Source organism: Serratia sp. 1D1416, assembly GCF_003641105.1.
GTDB classification, from domain to species: domain Bacteria; phylum Pseudomonadota; class Gammaproteobacteria; order Enterobacterales; family Enterobacteriaceae; genus Serratia; species Serratia ficaria.
In genome coordinates, this window is record NZ_CP032738.1 from 4,933,688 (window position 1) to 4,950,577 (window position 16,890).

At 64.8% G+C, this 16,890-nt stretch carries 15 protein-coding genes and 1 pseudogene; 14 read left to right on the forward strand and 2 right to left on the reverse strand.

Annotation, left to right across the window (positions count from 1 at the left end; genetic code table 11):
• Positions 1–90 precede the first annotated feature (90 nt).
• The gene (locus D7I37_RS23945) at positions 91–1,677 is read left to right on the forward strand and encodes a sensor domain-containing diguanylate cyclase (protein WP_129544488.1); all 1,587 of its coding nucleotides are present in this window, start codon (positions 91–93) and stop codon (positions 1,675–1,677) included.
• Positions 1,678–1,737: 60 nt separating this feature from the next.
• Here D7I37_RS23945 and paaZ read toward each other — a convergent pair whose 3' ends face one another.
• Positions 1,738–3,804, reverse strand: coding sequence for a phenylacetic acid degradation bifunctional protein PaaZ (gene paaZ, locus D7I37_RS23950; protein WP_129544489.1), 2,067 nt, complete (start codon positions 3,802–3,804; stop codon positions 1,738–1,740).
• A 318-nt stretch (positions 3,805–4,122) separates the two neighbouring features.
• On the opposite strand from paaZ, the gene paaA reads away from it, so the two are divergent.
• The 13 genes and pseudogenes from paaA (at position 4,123) to paaY (ending at position 15,416) form a co-directional block, all read left to right on the forward strand.
• Positions 4,123–5,061, forward strand: coding sequence for a 1,2-phenylacetyl-CoA epoxidase subunit PaaA (paaA, locus tag D7I37_RS23955; RefSeq protein ID WP_061797553.1), 939 nt, complete (start codon positions 4,123–4,125; stop codon positions 5,059–5,061).
• A gap of 19 nt (positions 5,062–5,080) precedes the next feature.
• Positions 5,081–5,368, forward strand: coding sequence for a 1,2-phenylacetyl-CoA epoxidase subunit PaaB (gene paaB, locus D7I37_RS23960; protein ID WP_061797554.1), 288 nt, complete (start codon positions 5,081–5,083; stop codon positions 5,366–5,368).
• An 8-nt stretch (positions 5,369–5,376) separates the two neighbouring features.
• Positions 5,377–6,134, forward strand: a pseudogene (gene paaC, locus D7I37_RS23965) (1,2-phenylacetyl-CoA epoxidase subunit PaaC).
• 11 nt (positions 6,135–6,145) lie between these two features.
• A complete protein-coding gene (gene paaD / locus D7I37_RS23970; protein WP_061797383.1) occupies positions 6,146–6,643 on the forward strand; it encodes a 1,2-phenylacetyl-CoA epoxidase subunit PaaD in 498 nt (165 codons plus the stop codon).
• Between the two features lie 13 nt (positions 6,644–6,656).
• Positions 6,657–7,715: a 1,2-phenylacetyl-CoA epoxidase subunit PaaE gene (gene paaE, locus D7I37_RS23975; protein WP_061797384.1), complete on the forward strand. Its 1,059-nt coding sequence runs from the start codon at positions 6,657–6,659 to the stop codon at positions 7,713–7,715.
• A gap of 10 nt (positions 7,716–7,725) precedes the next feature.
• Complete coding sequence (gene paaF, locus D7I37_RS23980) at positions 7,726–8,499, forward strand: 2,3-dehydroadipyl-CoA hydratase PaaF (protein ID WP_061797385.1); 774 nt, start codon at positions 7,726–7,728, stop codon at positions 8,497–8,499.
• A 3-nt stretch (positions 8,500–8,502) separates the two neighbouring features.
• The gene (gene paaG, locus D7I37_RS23985; RefSeq protein ID WP_061797387.1) at positions 8,503–9,294 is read left to right on the forward strand and encodes a 2-(1,2-epoxy-1,2-dihydrophenyl)acetyl-CoA isomerase PaaG; all 792 of its coding nucleotides are present in this window, start codon (positions 8,503–8,505) and stop codon (positions 9,292–9,294) included.
• Positions 9,295–9,296: 2 nt separating this feature from the next.
• Positions 9,297–10,832, forward strand: coding sequence for a 3-hydroxyacyl-CoA dehydrogenase (locus D7I37_RS23990; RefSeq protein ID WP_129544492.1), 1,536 nt, complete (start codon positions 9,297–9,299; stop codon positions 10,830–10,832).
• Positions 10,829–11,269: a hydroxyphenylacetyl-CoA thioesterase PaaI gene (gene paaI, locus D7I37_RS23995; RefSeq protein ID WP_095098183.1), complete on the forward strand. Its 441-nt coding sequence runs from the start codon at positions 10,829–10,831 to the stop codon at positions 11,267–11,269. The genes D7I37_RS23990 and paaI overlap by 4 nt, the downstream gene beginning before the upstream one ends.
• On the forward strand, positions 11,266–12,471 hold the full coding sequence (pcaF, locus tag D7I37_RS24000; RefSeq protein ID WP_129544493.1) for a 3-oxoadipyl-CoA thiolase: 1,206 nt from the start codon (positions 11,266–11,268) through the stop codon (positions 12,469–12,471). Before paaI ends, pcaF begins: the two co-directional genes overlap by 4 nt.
• A gap of 14 nt (positions 12,472–12,485) precedes the next feature.
• Positions 12,486–13,793 carry a phenylacetate--CoA ligase PaaK gene (paaK, locus tag D7I37_RS24005; RefSeq protein ID WP_129544494.1) on the forward strand — a complete coding sequence of 436 codons (1,308 nt, stop codon included), beginning with the start codon at positions 12,486–12,488 and terminating at the stop codon, positions 13,791–13,793.
• Between the two features lie 78 nt (positions 13,794–13,871).
• On the forward strand, positions 13,872–14,807 hold the full coding sequence (gene paaX / locus D7I37_RS24010; protein WP_095098192.1) for a phenylacetic acid degradation operon negative regulatory protein PaaX: 936 nt from the start codon (positions 13,872–13,874) through the stop codon (positions 14,805–14,807).
• A 12-nt stretch (positions 14,808–14,819) separates the two neighbouring features.
• Positions 14,820–15,416 (forward strand): phenylacetic acid degradation protein PaaY, encoded by a 597-nt coding sequence (paaY, locus tag D7I37_RS24015; RefSeq protein ID WP_061797394.1) that lies wholly within the window; start codon positions 14,820–14,822, stop codon positions 15,414–15,416.
• A 34-nt stretch (positions 15,417–15,450) separates the two neighbouring features.
• On the opposite strand, the gene D7I37_RS24020 is transcribed toward paaY, so the two are convergent.
• A complete protein-coding gene (locus tag D7I37_RS24020) occupies positions 15,451–16,848 on the reverse strand; it encodes an amino acid permease (protein WP_061797395.1) in 1,398 nt (465 codons plus the stop codon).
• Positions 16,849–16,890 lie beyond the last annotated feature (42 nt).

Below are 16,890 nucleotides of genomic sequence, written 5' to 3' on the forward strand. Positions count from 1 at the left end.
TTTGAGGGGTAGTGATCGGCAGGATTAACGAATAAGATGTAAGATTGTTCTTAACTCGATTTGTCGTATTGATTGTATAACAAGGGTGACATGACTCAGCAGCAACCCACGCAGGAAGCAAAACAGGCGCGCACCGCTAAAAGCTCCCCGCTATTATTTCAGGCCGGCGTATTTATCCTCATCGTGGCCGTCACTCTGATCTTGTTTAACAGCTGGCAAATCTGGAACGCCCACCAACGCGATCTTCGCAGCGCCGAACACGAATCCGCCAACCTGGCCCGTTCACTGGCGCAACACGCCGACGACACCTTCATGCAGGTCGACGGCAACCTGCTCGATCTGACCGAACGCATCCAAACCGACGGCCTCGGCCAGCCGCAGCTGCTGCGGCTGCAGCGGGTGATGCAGGCTCAGGTCGGCAATCTGCCGCAGCTGCACGGCATGTTCATTTACGACTCGCACGGCCGCTGGCTGGCCACCTCGTCGGGCAAGTTCGTCGCCAACGCCAACAACGCCGATCGCGAATACTTCAAATACCATCAAGATGCCGATGGCAAAGGGCTGTATATCGGCAAGGTGATCCGCAGCCGCTCCACCGGCGATTTGATCATTCCGATTTCACGCCGCTTCAACTACCCGGACGGCAGCTTCGCCGGCGTCGTGCTGGCGGCGTTGTACGTCGACTACTTCCGCCAGTTTTACGACAGCTTTGCGCTCAACACCGACGCCTCGCTGAGCCTGCTGCTGGCGGACGGCACCATCCTTTACCGCCGGCCTTACGTCGCGGCCTCGATCGGCAAGAATATCTCCCAGGGGGTGCTGTTCCGCGAGATCCTGCCGCACTCGGAGTTCGGCAACGCCACCATCACTTCGCTGTATGACAAAGTCGAGCGCATTTACGGTTACTCGCGGGTGAACCGTTATCCGCTGGTGATCGCCGCCGGCATGTCAAAACGCGACGCTCTGGCCGATTGGCGCAACGACGCCAGCCTGTTCGCCGTCGGCGGGCTCTCGCTGCTGGTGATTTTGTTGGCGCTGGGGCTGGTGCTGCTGCGGCAAATCAAGCACAGCGTGCAAACCGAAGCCGAGCTGGTTCGCACCCGCGATCAGCTGACCACCATCAATCAAATGCTCGAAGAACTGGCGCTGCTGGACGGCCTGACCGGCCTGGCCAACCGCCGCCAGTTCGATATCGCGCTGAAAAACGAGCTGACGCGCGCTTCGCGCAACTACCGCAGCGTGGCGCTGCTGATGCTGGATATCGATTATTTCAAACAGTACAACGATATCTATGGCCACGTGGCCGGCGACCAGTGCCTGCAGCAGATTGGCCAGACGCTGAAGGGCCTGGCGCGCCGCAGCAACGACATCATGGCGCGCTATGGCGGCGAAGAACTGGGCATTATTCTGCCGGACACCGACGCCCAGGGCGCGCTGATTTTCGCCGAGCGCGTCATCAACGCGGTGCGCGAGCTGAAGATCCCGCATCAGGGCAACCCGCACGGCATCGTCACCATCAGCATCGGCATCTGCGCCAAGGTGCCGCACATGTATAACGATACGCCGATCGGCTTTATCAACGAGGCCGACAACGCGCTTTACCTGGCGAAAAAAGAGGGGAAAAACCGTATTGCCTGCGAAAACTGCACCCTTCCGCCGGCCGGAGAAACGCCCTGAAATAGCGGCGCGTTGCGGCGTTGCCGGGAAGGCGCGCACCATCCTGGCCGATGCCCTCCGTCAGGCGTCAAAATCGCCCCGCTGCCGCGCCACCAGCGTCAGGATGCTGTACAGCGCCACCGCCTGCTGCTGCTGATTCAACACCTGCACATCCCACACCACCACGCCGTGCGGGCGATCCTCGGCGGTTTTCTGCGGCTTGCGAATTTTCTTTTTGCAGGTCAGCCGCACCTGAATGGTATCGCCGATTTTCACCGGTTCGATAAAGCGCAGGTTTTCCATGCCGTAGTTGGCGATCACCGGCCCCACGCCGGGATCGACAAACAAACCGGCGGCGGCGGACACCACAAAATAGCCGTGCGCCACCCGCTCGCCGAACAGCGACTCCGCTGCGCCGAGCTTGTCCATGTGGGCGTAAAAATGGTCGCCGCTCAGGCAGGCGAAGTTGACGATATCCGCCTCGGTGACGGTGCGGCGCGCGGTCAGCAGGCTGTCGCCCAGCGCCAGCTGTTCAAAATATTTACGGAACGGATGCACCGGATGTTCGTTGACCGGTGCGCCGCGCACCCATTCGCCGCCGATCGCCGCCAGCATCGCCGGGCTGCCCTGGATCGCCGTGCGCTGCATGTAGTGCTTCACCGCGCGCAGCCCGCCCAGCTCCTCACCGCCGCCCGCGCGCCCCGGCCCGCCGTGCACCAGCATCGGCAGCGGCGAACCGTGGCCGGTAGACTCCGCCGCCGCCTGCTGGTCGAGGATCAGCATGCGGCCGTGCGCGCAGGCGGCCGCACGAATAAAGCGCGTGGCCAGCGCCGGATCGGCGGTCACCAAAGAACCCGCCAGGCTGCCCTGTCCCAGCAGCGCCAGTGCGATCGCCTGTTCGCTATCGGCGTAAGGCATCAGGGTCGCCACCGGGCCAAAGGCTTCGGTGCCATGCACCGCCTGATGGCTAAAGGGATCGGCGCAGTACAGCAAGGTCGGCGGGTAGAAAGCGCCGTTTTGCGCCCCTTCGCCTGCCACCTTCAGCTTAGCCAGCGCCCCGCCGCACAGCGGTTCACAGCCGTTGCGCAGCAGGAAATCGACCTTCTGCTGCACGTCGTCGCGCTGCTCATGGCTCACCAGCGCCCCCATGCGCACCTGTTCCAGCTGGGGGTCGCCTACCGTTACGCCGGCCAGGCGCTGCAACAGCGCCTGGCGCACCGCCGCCACCTGCGCCGCCGGCACGATGATGCGCCGAATGGCGGTGCACTTCTGCCCGGCCTTGGCGGTCATTTCGCGGCACACCTCTTTGATGAACAGCGCGAATTCCGGCATGTCCGGCGTCACGTCCTTGGCCAGCACGCAGCAGTTGAGCGAGTCGGCCTCCATGGTGAAGGCGATCGATTTCTCCAGCAGCCGCGGATGCGCCCGCAGCCGCTGGCCGGTTTGCGCCGAGCCGGTAAAGGTCACCGCATCCTGATAATCCAAATGGTCGAACATATCGCCGATGCCGCCGCACACCAGCTGCAGCGCCCCCTCCGGCACCAGCCCGCTGTCGACGATCAGCCTGACCATCGCCTGGGTCAGCTGCGCGGTGGCGGTGGCCGGTTTGACGATCGCCGGCATGCCCGCCAGCCAGGTCGGCGCCAGCTTTTCCAGCATGCCCCAGCAGGGGAAGTTGAAGGCGTTGATGTGCAGCGCCACCCCCGGCCGGGACGTCAGTACGTGACGCGCGGCGAACTGCGACTGCTTCGACAACGGGATCGTTTCGTCTTCCGGCCACAGCGTGTCGTCCGGCAATTCGCGGCCGGCCAGCCCGGCATAGGCGAACAGCGTGGCGATGCCGCCTTCGATATCCACCCAGCCGTCGCTGCGCGTGGCGCCGGTCTGATAAGAAATCCGGTACAGCGCCTCTTTATGCGCCAGCAGGTGTTTCGCCACCGCCTTCATCATTTGCGCGCGCTGCTGAAAGGTCATCTGCGCCAGCGCACGGCCGCCGAAGCGGCGCGCATACTCCAGGCTGGCAGCCAGCGGCAGCCCGTCGGAGCATACCTGGTACAGCGTTTCACCGCTGACGGCGTGTCGGATCTCGCGGGCTTTCCCCTGGCCATACACCCAGCCGCCAGAAAGATAACTGTGTAACTGCTGCATCGACTCCTCCGGAATTCAAAAATCAACACCATACAGCTTAATTACGTATCACATATTTTCCAGTCAACGCCAGGGTTAAAATTAACAAAAAACGAACAACCGGTTAATTTTCGCTCTCCTGAACGGTTATTTTCGGCAAAAAAACCATTTAAATACCCATTAACAACAACAAGTTAACATATCAGCCTGTGAGTGGCATCGCAAAACCACATTAATCTCGTTTGATCTTTTTGTTATCAGTTTGTAGCCTTAGGGTTGGATTATATGATTCACATTTTTATGGTTTATATGAAAAATACGAATCACCAAGAGGCAAGCATGACAACTGACGCGCAACATCAGCAGCATTTCGACGACAAAATCGCGGCGGACACCGCCATCGAAGCCAAGGATTGGATGCCGGACGCCTATCGCCAGAACCTGATCCGCCAGATCGGCCAGCACGCCCATTCCGAAGTGGTCGGCATGTTGCCGGAGGCCAATTGGCTGACGCGCGCCCCGACCCTGCGCCGCAAGGCGGTGCTGTTGGCCAAGGTGCAGGACGAAGCCGGCCATGGCCTGTACCTGTACAGCGCCGCCGAAACCCTCGGCTGCTCGCGGCAGGACATCTACCAGAAGATGCTCGACGGCAAGATGAAGTACTCCTCGATCTTCAATTACCCGACGCTCAACTGGGCGGATATCGGGGTGATCGGCTGGCTGGTCGACGGCGCGGCCATCGTCAATCAGGTGGCGCTGTGCCGCGCTTCCTACGGCCCCTATGCGCGGGCGATGGTGAAAATTTGCAAAGAGGAAAGCTTCCACCAGCGCCAGGGCTACGAGGCGGTGATGGCGATGGCCAACGGCAGCGATGAGCAAAAGGCCATGCTGCAGGACGCCATCAACCGCTTCTGGTGGCCGGTGCTGATGATGTTCGGCCCCAGCGATAACGACTCGCCGCACAGCGCCCAGAGCATGGCCTGGAAGATCAAACGCCACAGCAACGACGAGCTGCGGCAGAAATTCGTCGACAACACCGTGCCGCAGCTGGAAGCGCTGGGCATGAGCGCACCGGACGCCAGCCTGGCCTGGGACGCGGCCAGCGGCCATTACCGCTTCGGCGAAATTGACTGGCGTGAGCTGCACGAGGTGATCAAGGGCCGCGGGCCATGCAATCACGAGCGCCTGCAGGCCAAGCGCCGCGCCTGGGAAGACGGCGCCTGGGTGCGCGACGGCGCGCTGGCTCACGCGTCGAAACGCGCCTCAACCGCCGCATAGCATAGATAAGGAACCGATGATGACTCACGCTGAATGGCCGCTGTACGAAGTGTTTATTCGCAGCAAACAAGGGCTGGCGCATCGCCACGTCGGCAGCCTGCATGCCGCCGATGACCAAATGGCGCTGGAAAACGCCCGCGACGCCTATACGCGCCGCAACGAGGGTTGCTCGATCTGGGTGGTGCGATCCTGCCATCTGATCGCCTCGCAGCCGGAAGATCGCGAAGCTTTCTTCGATCCGTCCGACGACAAGATCTACCGTCATCCGACGTTTTACACCATCCCCGACGGCATCAAGAACATGTAGAGGCGGCCATGACCCTTAACGATCCGCGAATCAGCTATTTACTGCGCCAGGGGATACGCCCCTGATCCTGGCGCAGCGCCTGTGCGCCTGGTGCGGGCATGCGCCCGAGCTGGAAATCGACCTGGCGCTGGCCAACGTCGGCCTCGATCTGCTCGGCCAGGCGCGCAACTTTCTCGGCTACGCCGCCGAGCTGGCCGGCGCGGACTACAGCGAAGACCGTCTCGCCTTCGAGCGCGACGAGCGCCAGTTTCATAACCTGCTGCTGGCGGAGCAGCCGAACGGCGGCTTCAACGACACGCTGGTGCGTCAGTTTCTGCTCGATGCCTACCACGTGCAGCTGCACCGGGCATTAAGCCGCAGCCGCGACCCGCAAATTGCCGCCATCGCCGCCAAATCGCTGAAGGAGGCGGATTACCACCTGCGCTTCAGCCGCGGCTGGATGATTCGCCTGGGCGACGGCAGCGATCTCAGCCGCCAGAAGATCCAACAGGCGTTGGATAACCTGTGGCGTTTCACCGCCGAACTGTTCCACGCCGACGACCTCGAGCTGGAGCTGGCGGAACAGGGCATCGCCGTGGACCCGCGCCTGCTGCAGGCGCCGTGGCAGGCGGCGGTGGACGGCACCCTGCGCCTGGCTACCCTTTCGCTGCCGGAGGAACGGGCATTCCGCCGCGGCGGCAAACAGGGGCGGCACAGCGAACATCTCGGCCCGCTGCTGGCGGAAATGCAGTTTCTGCAGCGCGCCTACCCGCGCAGCAGCTGGTAAAAGGAGACGCCATGAACGTTACCCGGCTGCAGCCCGCGGAAATCCCGCAAATCTGGCACTGCCTGCAGCAAATCAGCGATCCGGAGCTGCCGGTGCTGTCGATTACCGATCTGGGCATGGTGCGCGACGTCGAGCGCGACGGCGACGGTTGGCGAGTGATCTTCACCCCCACTTACTCCGGCTGCCCCGCTACCGAATTTCTGCTCAGCGCCATCGAGCAGCGGCTGACCGAGGCCGGTTTCAGTCCGGTGCAGGTGGATATTCGCCTCAGCCCGGCCTGGACCACCGACTGGATGAACGCGGCGGCGCGCGAACGCCTGCGCCAATACGGCGTGGCGCCGCCGCAGGGCCACACCTGCGATCGGCCGCACGCCCACGGCCCGGTGCCCTGCCCGCGCTGCGGCAGCACCCGCAGCGAGAAAATCAGCGAGTTCGGTTCCACCGCCTGCAAAGCGCTGTATCGCTGCCGCGAGTGCCGAGAACCCTTCGACTATTTCAAATGCATATAGGAGCGCTGACATCATGACGGTCTTTCATCGCCTGAACGTCGCCGCCATCGAGCGCGAAACGCCGGACGCGGTTGCGATCACCCTGCGGGTGCCCGAAGAGCTGAAAACCCACTACCGCTATACCCCCGGCCAGCACCTGACGCTGAAGGCGCAGGTCAACGGTGAGGAGCTGCGCCGCTGTTATTCGATCTGCAGCTCGCCGCAGGAAGGGCTGCTGCAGATCGGCGTAAAGGCGATTCATCAGGGCCGTTTTTCCTCGTTCGTCAACCACATGCTCAAGGTGGGCGATGCGCTGGAGGTGATGGTGCCGCAGGGGCGTTTCGGCTATCAGCCCACGGCGGAAAGCCACGGCAACTATCTGGCGATCGCCGCCGGCTCCGGCATCACGCCGATGCTGTCGATCATCAAGGCCACGCTGCAGCTCGAGCCGCACAGCGGCTTTACGTTGATCTACGGCAACCGCAGCAGCCGCTCGGTGATGTTCAAAGAGGCGCTGTCCGACCTGAAAAACCGCTATCCGCAACGCTTTCAGCCGCTGTACCTGTTCAGCCAGGAAAGCCTCGACAGCCCGCTGCTCAGCGGCCGCATCGACCGCGATCGGCTGACGGCGATCGGCGGCGCGCTGCTGGACTACCGCGACTATGACCACGCCTTCATCTGCGGGCCGGAAGCGATGATGGACGACGCGCAAACCGTGCTGGAACAGGCCGGCATGCCCGCCGGGCGCATCCACAGCGAACGCTTCAATACCGGCGGCGGCGTCGCCCGCCCGGCCAACCTCGGCAACCGCAACGCCACCCGGGTGGAAATTCTGCTCGACGGGCGCCGGCTGGATATCGAGGTCGGAGAGCAAGACGACAGCATTCTGGATGCGGCGCTGCGCCAGGGCGCCGATCTGCCCTATGCCTGCAAAGGCGGCGTCTGCGCCACCTGCAAATGCCGGCTGAAGGCCGGCCGGGTGGAGATGGGCGTCAATTACAGCCTGGAGCCGGATCAGCTGGCGGCGGGCTACGTATTGAGCTGCCAGTCGTGGCCGAGCGGCGACGGCGTGGTGTTGGACTTTGACGTATAAGGAGCCGCCGATGGACACCCCCTGGATCCTGCGCGACCAGCAGCAACGCGTCGTCACGCTGACGCTGCATCGCCCTGAAGTGCGTAACGCGCTGAGCACCCCCTGCCTGGAGCAGCTGGTTTATCGGCTGGAGCAGGCCGAGGCCGACGACGGCGTCGGCGCCGTGGTGATTGCCGGCGCGCCGCGCTGCTTCGCCGCCGGCGCCGACCTGCGCGAACTGCAGCGGCAAGACCTGCCCGCCGCGCTGGCGGACAACCGCCCACGGCTGTGGCAGCGGCTGGCGCAAGTCAGCAAACCGCTGCTGGCGGCGGTGAACGGCTATGCGCTCGGCGCCGGCTGTGAGCTGGCGCTGGCCTGCGACATCATTATTTGCGGCGAAAGCGCACGCTTCGGCCTGCCGGAGATCACCCTCGGCCTGATGCCGGGCGCCGGCGGCACCCAGCGCTTGATCCGCTGCGTCGGCAAATCGCGCGCCAGCCAGATGGTGCTGACCGGCGAAGCCATCGACGCCCGCAGCGCGCTGCAGGCCGGGCTGGTCAGCGAGGTCTGCCTCGACGCGCTGACGCTGGAGCGCGCGCAGCAGCTTGCCGAACGCATCAGCCGCCAGGCGCCGCTGGCGCTGCGCGCCGCCAAACAGGCGCTGAAACAGGCCGACGAGACCGGCCTCAGCCAGGGGTTGGCGATCGAACGCCAGCAGTTCGTCACCCTGGCCGCCACCGACGATCGCCGCGAAGGCATCGCCGCCTTCTTCGAAAAACGCACGCCAAACTATCAGGGGCGCTGATTTATGGAAAACGCATTGATTCTCAGCCATCTCGAATCCGGGGTCCTGACCCTGACGCTCAACCGGCCGGATCGGCTCAACAGCTTCAACGACGAGATGCACCGCCAGCTAAGCGAAGCGCTGACCCAGGCCGAACGCGACGACAACGTGCGCTGCCTGCTGATCGCCGGCGCCGGCCGCGGTTTCTGCGCCGGACAGGATCTCAACGATCGCAACGTCAGCGCCGACCAGCAGGCGCCGGACCTCGGGCTGTCGGTGGAGCGTTTTTACAACCCGCTGATCCGCCGCCTGACCGCGTTGCCCAAACCGGTGGTTTGCGCGGTCAACGGCGTGGCGGCCGGCGCGGGCGCCGCGCTGGCGCTGGCCTGCGACATCGTCATCGCCGCCGACAACGCCAGCTTTATTCAGTCGTTCTGCCGCCTGGGGCTGGTGCCGGATTCCGGCGGCAGCTGGTTCCTGCCGCGGTTGGCCGGCCACGCTCGCGCCATGGGCATGGCGCTGCTGGGCGACAAAATCAGCGCGCAGCAGGCGCTGGACTGGGGGATGATCTGGCAGGTGGTGGCGGCGGATGAACTGGCCGACCGCACGCAAACGCTGGCGCGCCATCTGGCTACCCAGCCGACCTACGGCCTGGGGCTGATTAAAAAGGCGCTCTACGGCTCAGCCACCAACAGCCTCGACCAGCAGCTCGATCTGGAGCGCGATCTGCAGCGCCTGGGCGGGCGCAGCGACGACTACCGTGAAGGCGTCAGCGCCTTCTTCGCCAAACGCGCGCCCAACTTCAGCGGGAAATGACCATGAACACGCCCACACTCAACGGACCGGTGGCGGTGATTGGCGCCGGCACCATGGGCATCGGCATCGCCCAGGTGGCCGCCGCCGCCGGGCACCCGGTGCGATTGTTCGACATCTCCGCCCCCGCCGCCCAGCGCGCGCTCGACGGGCTGGCTCAACGGCTGCGCCAACGGGTGGCGGCCGGCAAGGCCGACTCTGCGGCTACCGAAGCGCTGCTGGCGCGCATCCGCCGCGCCGATTCACTCGACCAACTGGCCGACAGCGCCCTGGTGATCGAGGCGGTAGCGGAGAGCCTGGCGGTCAAGCAAAGCCTGTTCCGCGATCTGGAGGCCCTGTGCTCACCCGCCGCGCTGTTCGCCAGCAACACCTCTTCGCTGTCGATCACCGCCATCGCCGGCGCGCTGCAGCACCCGCAGCGCATGGCCGGGCTGCACTTCTTCAACCCGGCGCCGCTGATGAAATTGGTGGAGATCGTCGGCGGCCTGGAAACCAGCGCGGCTACCCTGAACGCCCTGCGGGCGCTGGCGGACCGCTGGGGCAAGCAGAGCGTGCAGTGCCGCTCGACGCCCGGCTTTATCGTCAACCGCGTGGCGCGGCCGTTCTACGCCGAAACCCTGCGCGCGCTGGAGGAACGGGTGGCGGACGCCGCCACGCTGGACGCGGTGCTGCGCGACGCCGGCGGCTTCGCCATGGGGCCGCTGCAGCTGACCGATCTGATTGGCCAGGACATCAACTACGCCGTTACCGAATCGGTATTCCAGGCCTTCTTCCAGGACCCGCGCTTTACCCCTTCACTGGTGCAGCAGGAACTGGTGACCGCCGGGCACCTTGGCCGCAAAAGCGGCCGCGGTTTTTATCGCTACGGCGCCGAGCTGCCGGCCCCCGCCGCCCGGTATGCGCCGGCGGAACAGGGCGAAGCGCCGCAGCGCGTGACCCTGCATGGCGACTGGTCGCCGCTGGCCGATTTCGCCGAACTGTTGGTGAGAAATGCGGCGGCGGTCAAACAACCTGGCCAGACCAGCGCCTTCGCCACCCTCGATGAAGTTACATTTATGTTAACAAATGGTAAAGCTGCCAGCCAGATTGCCGATGAAACCGGAACCCCCGTGGTGCTGTTTGATCTGTCCGCCAACTATGCGCCAGCCCCCGCCGTCGCCATCAGCTGCGCGGCGCAGAACGAGGCGAGGCACAACGCCAAAGCGATCCGCCTGCTGCAGTCGCTCGGCAAGCGGGTGATCCTGCTGCCGGACTACCCCGGCCTGCTGGTGATGCGTACCCTGGCCATGCTGGCCAACGAAGCGCTCGACGTGGTCAACAAAGGCGTCGCCAGCGCCGCCGATACCGATTTGGCGATGCTGCACGGCGTCAACTACCCGCGCGGCCCGCTGGGCTGGAGCGCGGCCCTCGGCTGGCGGCATATCCTGGCCACGCTGGAAAACCTGCAGCAGTTCTACGGCGAGGCGCGCTATCGCCCGATGCCGCTGCTGCGCCGCTATGCCGCCCCTTCAACCGCCCCAAGCTCAGGAGCCGAACGATGAACGCCAATACGCCGCGCGCGCTGGCCCAGCGCTGCGCCGAACAGATGTTCCGGCAGGATACCTGCGCCCAGGCCATGGGGATGCGCATCGAGGCGGTCGACGCCGGTTTCGCCCAGGTGAGCATGACCGTCGGGCCGCAGATGCTCAACGGCCATCAGACCTGCCACGGCGGCCAGCTGTTCAGCCTGGCGGACACCGCCTTCGCCTACGCCTGCAACAGCCAGGGGTTGGCGGCGGTGGCCTCCGGCTGCAGCATCGACTTCATTCGGCCGGCCCGGGCCGGCGATCGCCTCGTCGCCAGCGCCGAGCTGCGCCATCAGGGCAAAACCACCGGGCTGTACGACGTCGAGATAGTCAACCAACTGGGCAAGACCGTCGCCTGGTTCCGCGGCCGCGCGCACCGTCTCGGCCACAGCATCTTAGGAGAGCAAGCATGAGTCAGGCGTTTATCTGCGACGGCGTGCGCACCCCGATCGGCCGCTATGGCGGCGCGTTGGCCAACGTGCGCGCCGACGATCTGGCCGCCCTGCCGCTGCGCGCGCTGCTGGAGCGCCACCCGCAGGTGGATTGGGCGCAGACCGACGACGTGATCCTCGGCTGCGCCAATCAGGCCGGGGAAGACAACCGCAACCTGGCGCGCATGGCGCTGCTGCTGGCCGGCCTGCCGACCGGCGTTTCCGGTACCACCCTCAACCGCCTGTGCGGCTCGGGGCTGGATGCGCTGGCGATGGCGGCGCGCAGCATCAAGGCCGGTGAAGCCGGGCTGGTGCTGGCCGGCGGCGCGGAATCGATGACTCGCGCGCCGCTGGTGATGGGCAAGGCCGACAGCGCCTTCAGCCGCCAGGCGCAGCTGTATGACACCACCCTCGGCTGGCGCTTCGTCAACCCGCGGATGCAGGCCGGCTTCGGCACCGACTCGATGCCGGAAACCGCCGAAAACGTGGCGGCGCAGTTCAACATCAGCCGCGCCGATCAGGACGCCTTTGCGCTGCGCAGCCAGCGGCGCACCGCCCGCGCGCAGGATCTGGGATACCTGGCGCAGGAGATCGTGCCGGTCGGCCTCAGCGGTAAAAAAGGCGCGGTCACGCAGTTCAGCCGGGACGAACACCCGCGCGCCGATACCCAACTTGAACAGTTGCAGGCGCTGAAAACCCCGTTCCGCCAGCCCGGCAGCGTCACCGCCGGCAACGCCTCCGGGCTGAACGACGGCGCGGCCGCCCTGATCGTCGCCTCCGAAGCGATGGCGGCGCGTCAGGGGCTGACGCCGCGCGCGCGCATCGTCGCCACCGCCACCTGCGGCGTCGAGCCGCGGCTGATGGGCATCGGCCCGCTGCCGGCCACCCGCAAGGTATTGGAAATCGCCGGGCTGAGCCTGGCGCAGATGGACGTGATTGAGCTGAATGAAGCGTTCGCCGCCCAGGCGCTGGCGGTGTTGCGCCAGCTCGGCCTGCCGGACGACGCCCCGCAGGTGAACCCCAACGGCGGCGCCATCGCCTTGGGCCATCCGCTGGGCATGAGCGGCGCGCGCCTGGCGCTGGCCGCCCTGTTTGAACTGGAACGGCGAGCCGGCCGCTACGCGCTGTGCACCATGTGCATCGGCGTCGGCCAAGGCATCGCCATGATCATTGAGCGTGTCTGACCCCGAGGCTAATTATGACAATAAATCCACAGCCACTCGATGCAGTCGAATTCGCCTCGCGCGACGAGATTGAAGCGCTGCAGCTGGCGCGTCTGAAATGGACGCTGCGCCATGCCTATAACAACGTGCCGATGTACCGCCGCAAGTTCGATCAGGCCGGGGTGCACCCGGACGATCTGCGGCAGTTGAGCGACCTGGCGCGTTTCCCCTACACCACCAAGCAGGACCTGCGCGACAACTACCCGTTCGACACCTTCGCGGTGCCGATGGAACAGGTGGTGCGCATCCACGCCTCGTCGGGCACCACCGGCCGGCCGACGGTGGTCGGCTATACCCGGCGCGATATCGATAACTGGGCCGATATCGTCGCCCGCAGCCTGCGCGCCGCCGGCGCCACCGCCAAAGACAAGGTGCATGTCGCCTACGGTTACGGCCTGTTCACCGGCGGGCTCGGCGCGCACTACGGCGCCGAGCGCCTTGGCGCCACGGTGATCCCGATGTCCGGCGGCCAAACCGAAAAGCAGGCGCAGCTGATCCTGGATTTCAAACCCGACGTGATCATGGTGACGCCGTCCTACTGCCTGACGCTGATCGACGAACTGGAGCGCAAAATGGGCGGCGACGCCCGCGGCTGCTCGCTGCGCCTCGGGGTGTTCGGCGCGGAGCCCTGGACCGAAGCGCTGCGGCACGAAATCGAAACCCGCATGGGCATCAAGGCGCTGGATATCTACGGGCTGTCCGAAGTGATGGGCCCGGGCGTGGCGATGGAGTGCGCCGAAAGCGGCGGCGGCCCGACCATTTGGGAAGACCATTTCCTGCCGGAAATCATCTGCCCGGAAACCGGCGCGGCGCTGCCGGACGGCGAACACGGCGAACTGGTGTTCACCACCCTGACCAAGGAAGCGCTGCCGGTGATCCGCTACCGCACCCGCGATCTCACCCGGCTGCTGCCGGGCGACGCCCGCCAGATGCGCCGCATGGGCAAGATCACCGGCCGTTCCGACGACATGCTGATCATCCGCGGCGTCAACGTGTTCCCGTCGCAGCTGGAGGAACAGATCATGCAATTCGAGCAGCTGTCGCCGCACTACCAGCTGCAGGTCAGCCGCAGCGGACACCTCGACACCCTGGCGGTGCGCGTCGAGCTGAAGGAATCGGCGCTCGGCCTCAGCCACCAGCAGCGCTGCGACATCTGCCACCAACTGCGCCACCACATCAAATCGATCGTTGGCGTCAGCACCGACGTCAGCATCGCCAACTGCGGCGACATCCCGCGTTCGGAAGGCAAGGCGCAGCGGGTGGTCGACCTGCGGCCGCGCTGAGGCCCGCGGCGTCACGGATGACGCCGCGGCGAATTATGGTAATGTTAGGGCTCATCGTCGGCTAACCCATGGAAAAATATGGAACATAAACTGGATGCGTTTATCCGCCATGCCGTAGACGCCCAACCGGTCAGCGGCACGTCGCTTATCATCTCGCTGTACGGCGACGCGCTCAGCCACCGCGGCGGCGAGATCTGGCTCGGCAGCCTCAGCGCGCTGCTGGAGGCGCTGGGTTTTGGCGATCGCTTCGTGCGCACCTCGGTGTTCCGCCTGCAAAAAGAGGGCTGGCTGGCGGTGGAGAAAATCGGCCGGCGCAGCTTCTACCGCGTGACCGAACAGGGCATGCGCCAGTTCCGCCATGCCGAGTCGAAAATTTACCTCAGCGAACAACCGGCCTGGGACGGCAAATGGGATTTGCTGTTGCTGGAGCGCGCCGACAAGCACGAACGGGCGCGGCTGAAGAAAGAGCTGGGCTGGCTGGGCTTCGGCCAGATCGCCAACAACCTGATGGCGGCCCCCACCCACGCCCAGACCGACGTCACGGCGCTGCTCGGCGAACTCAACGCCAGCGAGCGGGTGATCTACTTCCGCGCCGACTACCCCTACAACCGCTCCGAACAGACGCTGCAGCAGCTGGTGGCCGACTGTTGGTCGCTGAACGAAGTGGCGGCGGGCTACCACGAGTTTATCGTCTCTTTCCGCCCGCTGATGGCGCTGCTGCGCGAGATCGCCCCCGCGGCGCTGACGCCACAGCGCTGTTTCCAGATTAAGCTATTATTGATTCACTTCTTTCGCCGCGTGGTGTTGAAAGATCCGCTGCTGCCGGATGCGCTGTTGCCCGCCCAATGGGAAGGGCAAATCGCCCGCAACCTGTGCATCAATATCTATCAGCAGGTGGATCGCGCCGCGACCGATTACGTCAGCGCACTGGCGGAAACCACCATCGGCGCCCTGCCCGCCCCCTCGGCGAGCTACTATCGGCGCTTCGGCGGCCTGCCGCGCGACACTTTTTAAGGAGCTTTCGCTATGCCTGTGTATCAGATTGACGGCCTGACCCCGGTGGTCGACCCCAGCAGCTACGTGCACCCGACCGCGGTGCTGATCGGCGACGTGATCGTCGGCAAGCAGGTGTATATCGGCCCGAACGCCAGCCTGCGCGGCGATTTTGGCCGGCTGGTGATCCGCGACGGCGCCAATATCCAGGATAACTGCGTGATGCACGGCTTCCCGCAGCAGGATACGGTGGTGGAGGAAGACGGCCACATCGGCCACGGCGCGATCCTGCACGGCTGCCGCATCCGCCGCAACGCCATGGTCGGCATGAATGCGGTGATTATGGACGGCGCGGAAATCGGCGAGAACACCATCGTCGGCGCCATGGCGTTCGTCAAGGCGGCGGCGGTGATCGCCGCCAACAAACTGGTGGTCGGCAGCCCGGCGCGCGTGCTGCGCGATCTGACCGAACAAGAGCTGGAGTGGAAAGTCGCCGGCACCCGCGAATACCAGGATCTGGTGCAGCGCTGCAAATCCTCGCTGCGCGAAGTCGCCCCCCTGACGGAAATCGAACCTGGCCGCCAGCGCCTGAGCTTTGGCGACCATCTGATCCCGAAAAGCCAGCTGTGATCCCCAGGCTGAAGGTTTCCTTCAGCCCTCCCCCCTATTCCACCTCCGGCACCTTGAGTGGCTGCGGCGCAGGCGCGCGCCGGCTATGGAACAGATAAGCCGCCACCAGCAGCAGGGTGAACGGAATGCCGAACCACAGCGTCATGCGGAAAAACTCGGTGAAGGCGGTCGACACCATCAGCGCCGCCATCAGCAACGCGCCGGCCAGCGTGGTGTACGGGAAGCCCCACATGCGAAACTTCAGGTGCGTCTGACGATGGCGGCGGCGGAAAAACAGGTGGGTGACGAAGATCATCAACCAGGTGAAGCAGGCGCCGTACACCGAAATCGACATCATGGCGGCGAATGAGGTTTTGGGCGCCACCAGGCTCAGCACGATCGACACCAGGATGCCGATGCAAGACATCGCCAGCGCATTGACCGGAATGCCGCGCCGGCTGATCCGCCCCAGCGCCGCCGGCGCCTGCCCGGCGCGCGACAGCGAAAACATCATGCGGGTGGTGATGTACAGCTGGCTGTTCATCGCCGACAGCGCCGCCACCAGCACGATAAAGTTGAAGATGCCGGCGGCGGCGGGCAGATGGATCACGTTCATCGCCATCAGGAACGGGCTCTCGCCGGTGCCGGACTGGCGCCAGGGCACAATCGCCAGCATCAGGCCAATCGACAGCATGTAGAAAATAAACAGGCGCACAATGGTGCCCTTGAATGCCGCCCGAACCGCGATAACCGGATTTTTGGCTTCGCCCGCCGCCACCGCGATCATTTCGATGCTCAGGTAGCTGAAGATCGAAACGATCACCGCGAACCACATGCCTTTGACGCCGAACGGCAGAAAACCGCCCTCAGTCAGATTGCGCAGGCCGAAGGCCGGGTTGGCGGAAAACGACAGAATGCCGATGCCGATAACGATAAACGCCACGATCGCCACCACCTTGACGGTGGACAGCGCGTATTCCACCTGACCGAAGGATTTCACGCCGATCAGGTTGATGGCGATCACCGCCGCCGAGAACAGCAATACCCAGGGCCAGATCGGCGTGGCCGGGAACCAGAACTGCATGTACATGCCGATGGCGGTCACCTCGGTGCCCACCGCCAGCACCACGCAGGACCAGTAGGAGTAGCGCACCAAAAAGCCGAACAGCGGCCCGAGGTAAAACTCGGCGTAGTCGCCGAACGAACCGGGCGTCGGGTGTTCGGAGGTCATTTCCGCCAGGCACCCCATCAGCAACAGCGCGATCGCGCCGCCGATCAGGTAGCTCAACAGGACGCTGGGCCCCGCCATTTGAATGGCGTAGGCGCTGCCGAGAAACAGCCCGGTGCCGATGGCGCCGCCGATCGCCAGCATCGACATTTGCCCGGCGGTGAGGTGTTTATTCAACCCGCCCTGGCGCCGGGCGATATGCTCAAAATCTTTTATCGGTTTCATCACTAAGCCCTACCTTATTCACGCAGTGCGGTTAACGTCCGA

Coding starts and splice junctions, on each gene's coding strand:
- D7I37_RS23945 (WP_129544488.1), top strand. CDS start 91: ATGACTCAGCAGCAACCCACGCAGGAAGCAAAACAGGCGCGCACCGCT.
- paaZ (WP_129544489.1), bottom strand. CDS start 3,804: ATGCAGCAGTTACACAGTTATCTTTCTGGCGGCTGGGTGTATGGCCAG.
- paaA (WP_061797553.1), top strand. CDS start 4,123: ATGACAACTGACGCGCAACATCAGCAGCATTTCGACGACAAAATCGCG.
- paaB (WP_061797554.1), top strand. CDS start 5,081: ATGACTCACGCTGAATGGCCGCTGTACGAAGTGTTTATTCGCAGCAAA.
- paaD (WP_061797383.1), top strand. CDS start 6,146: ATGAACGTTACCCGGCTGCAGCCCGCGGAAATCCCGCAAATCTGGCAC.
- paaE (WP_061797384.1), top strand. CDS start 6,657: ATGACGGTCTTTCATCGCCTGAACGTCGCCGCCATCGAGCGCGAAACG.
- paaF (WP_061797385.1), top strand. CDS start 7,726: ATGGACACCCCCTGGATCCTGCGCGACCAGCAGCAACGCGTCGTCACG.
- paaG (WP_061797387.1), top strand. CDS start 8,503: ATGGAAAACGCATTGATTCTCAGCCATCTCGAATCCGGGGTCCTGACC.
- D7I37_RS23990 (WP_129544492.1), top strand. CDS start 9,297: ATGAACACGCCCACACTCAACGGACCGGTGGCGGTGATTGGCGCCGGC.
- paaI (WP_095098183.1), top strand. CDS start 10,829: ATGAACGCCAATACGCCGCGCGCGCTGGCCCAGCGCTGCGCCGAACAG.
- pcaF (WP_129544493.1), top strand. CDS start 11,266: ATGAGTCAGGCGTTTATCTGCGACGGCGTGCGCACCCCGATCGGCCGC.
- paaK (WP_129544494.1), top strand. CDS start 12,486: ATGACAATAAATCCACAGCCACTCGATGCAGTCGAATTCGCCTCGCGC.
- paaX (WP_095098192.1), top strand. CDS start 13,872: ATGGAACATAAACTGGATGCGTTTATCCGCCATGCCGTAGACGCCCAA.
- paaY (WP_061797394.1), top strand. CDS start 14,820: ATGCCTGTGTATCAGATTGACGGCCTGACCCCGGTGGTCGACCCCAGC.
- D7I37_RS24020 (WP_061797395.1), bottom strand. CDS start 16,848: ATGAAACCGATAAAAGATTTTGAGCATATCGCCCGGCGCCAGGGCGGG.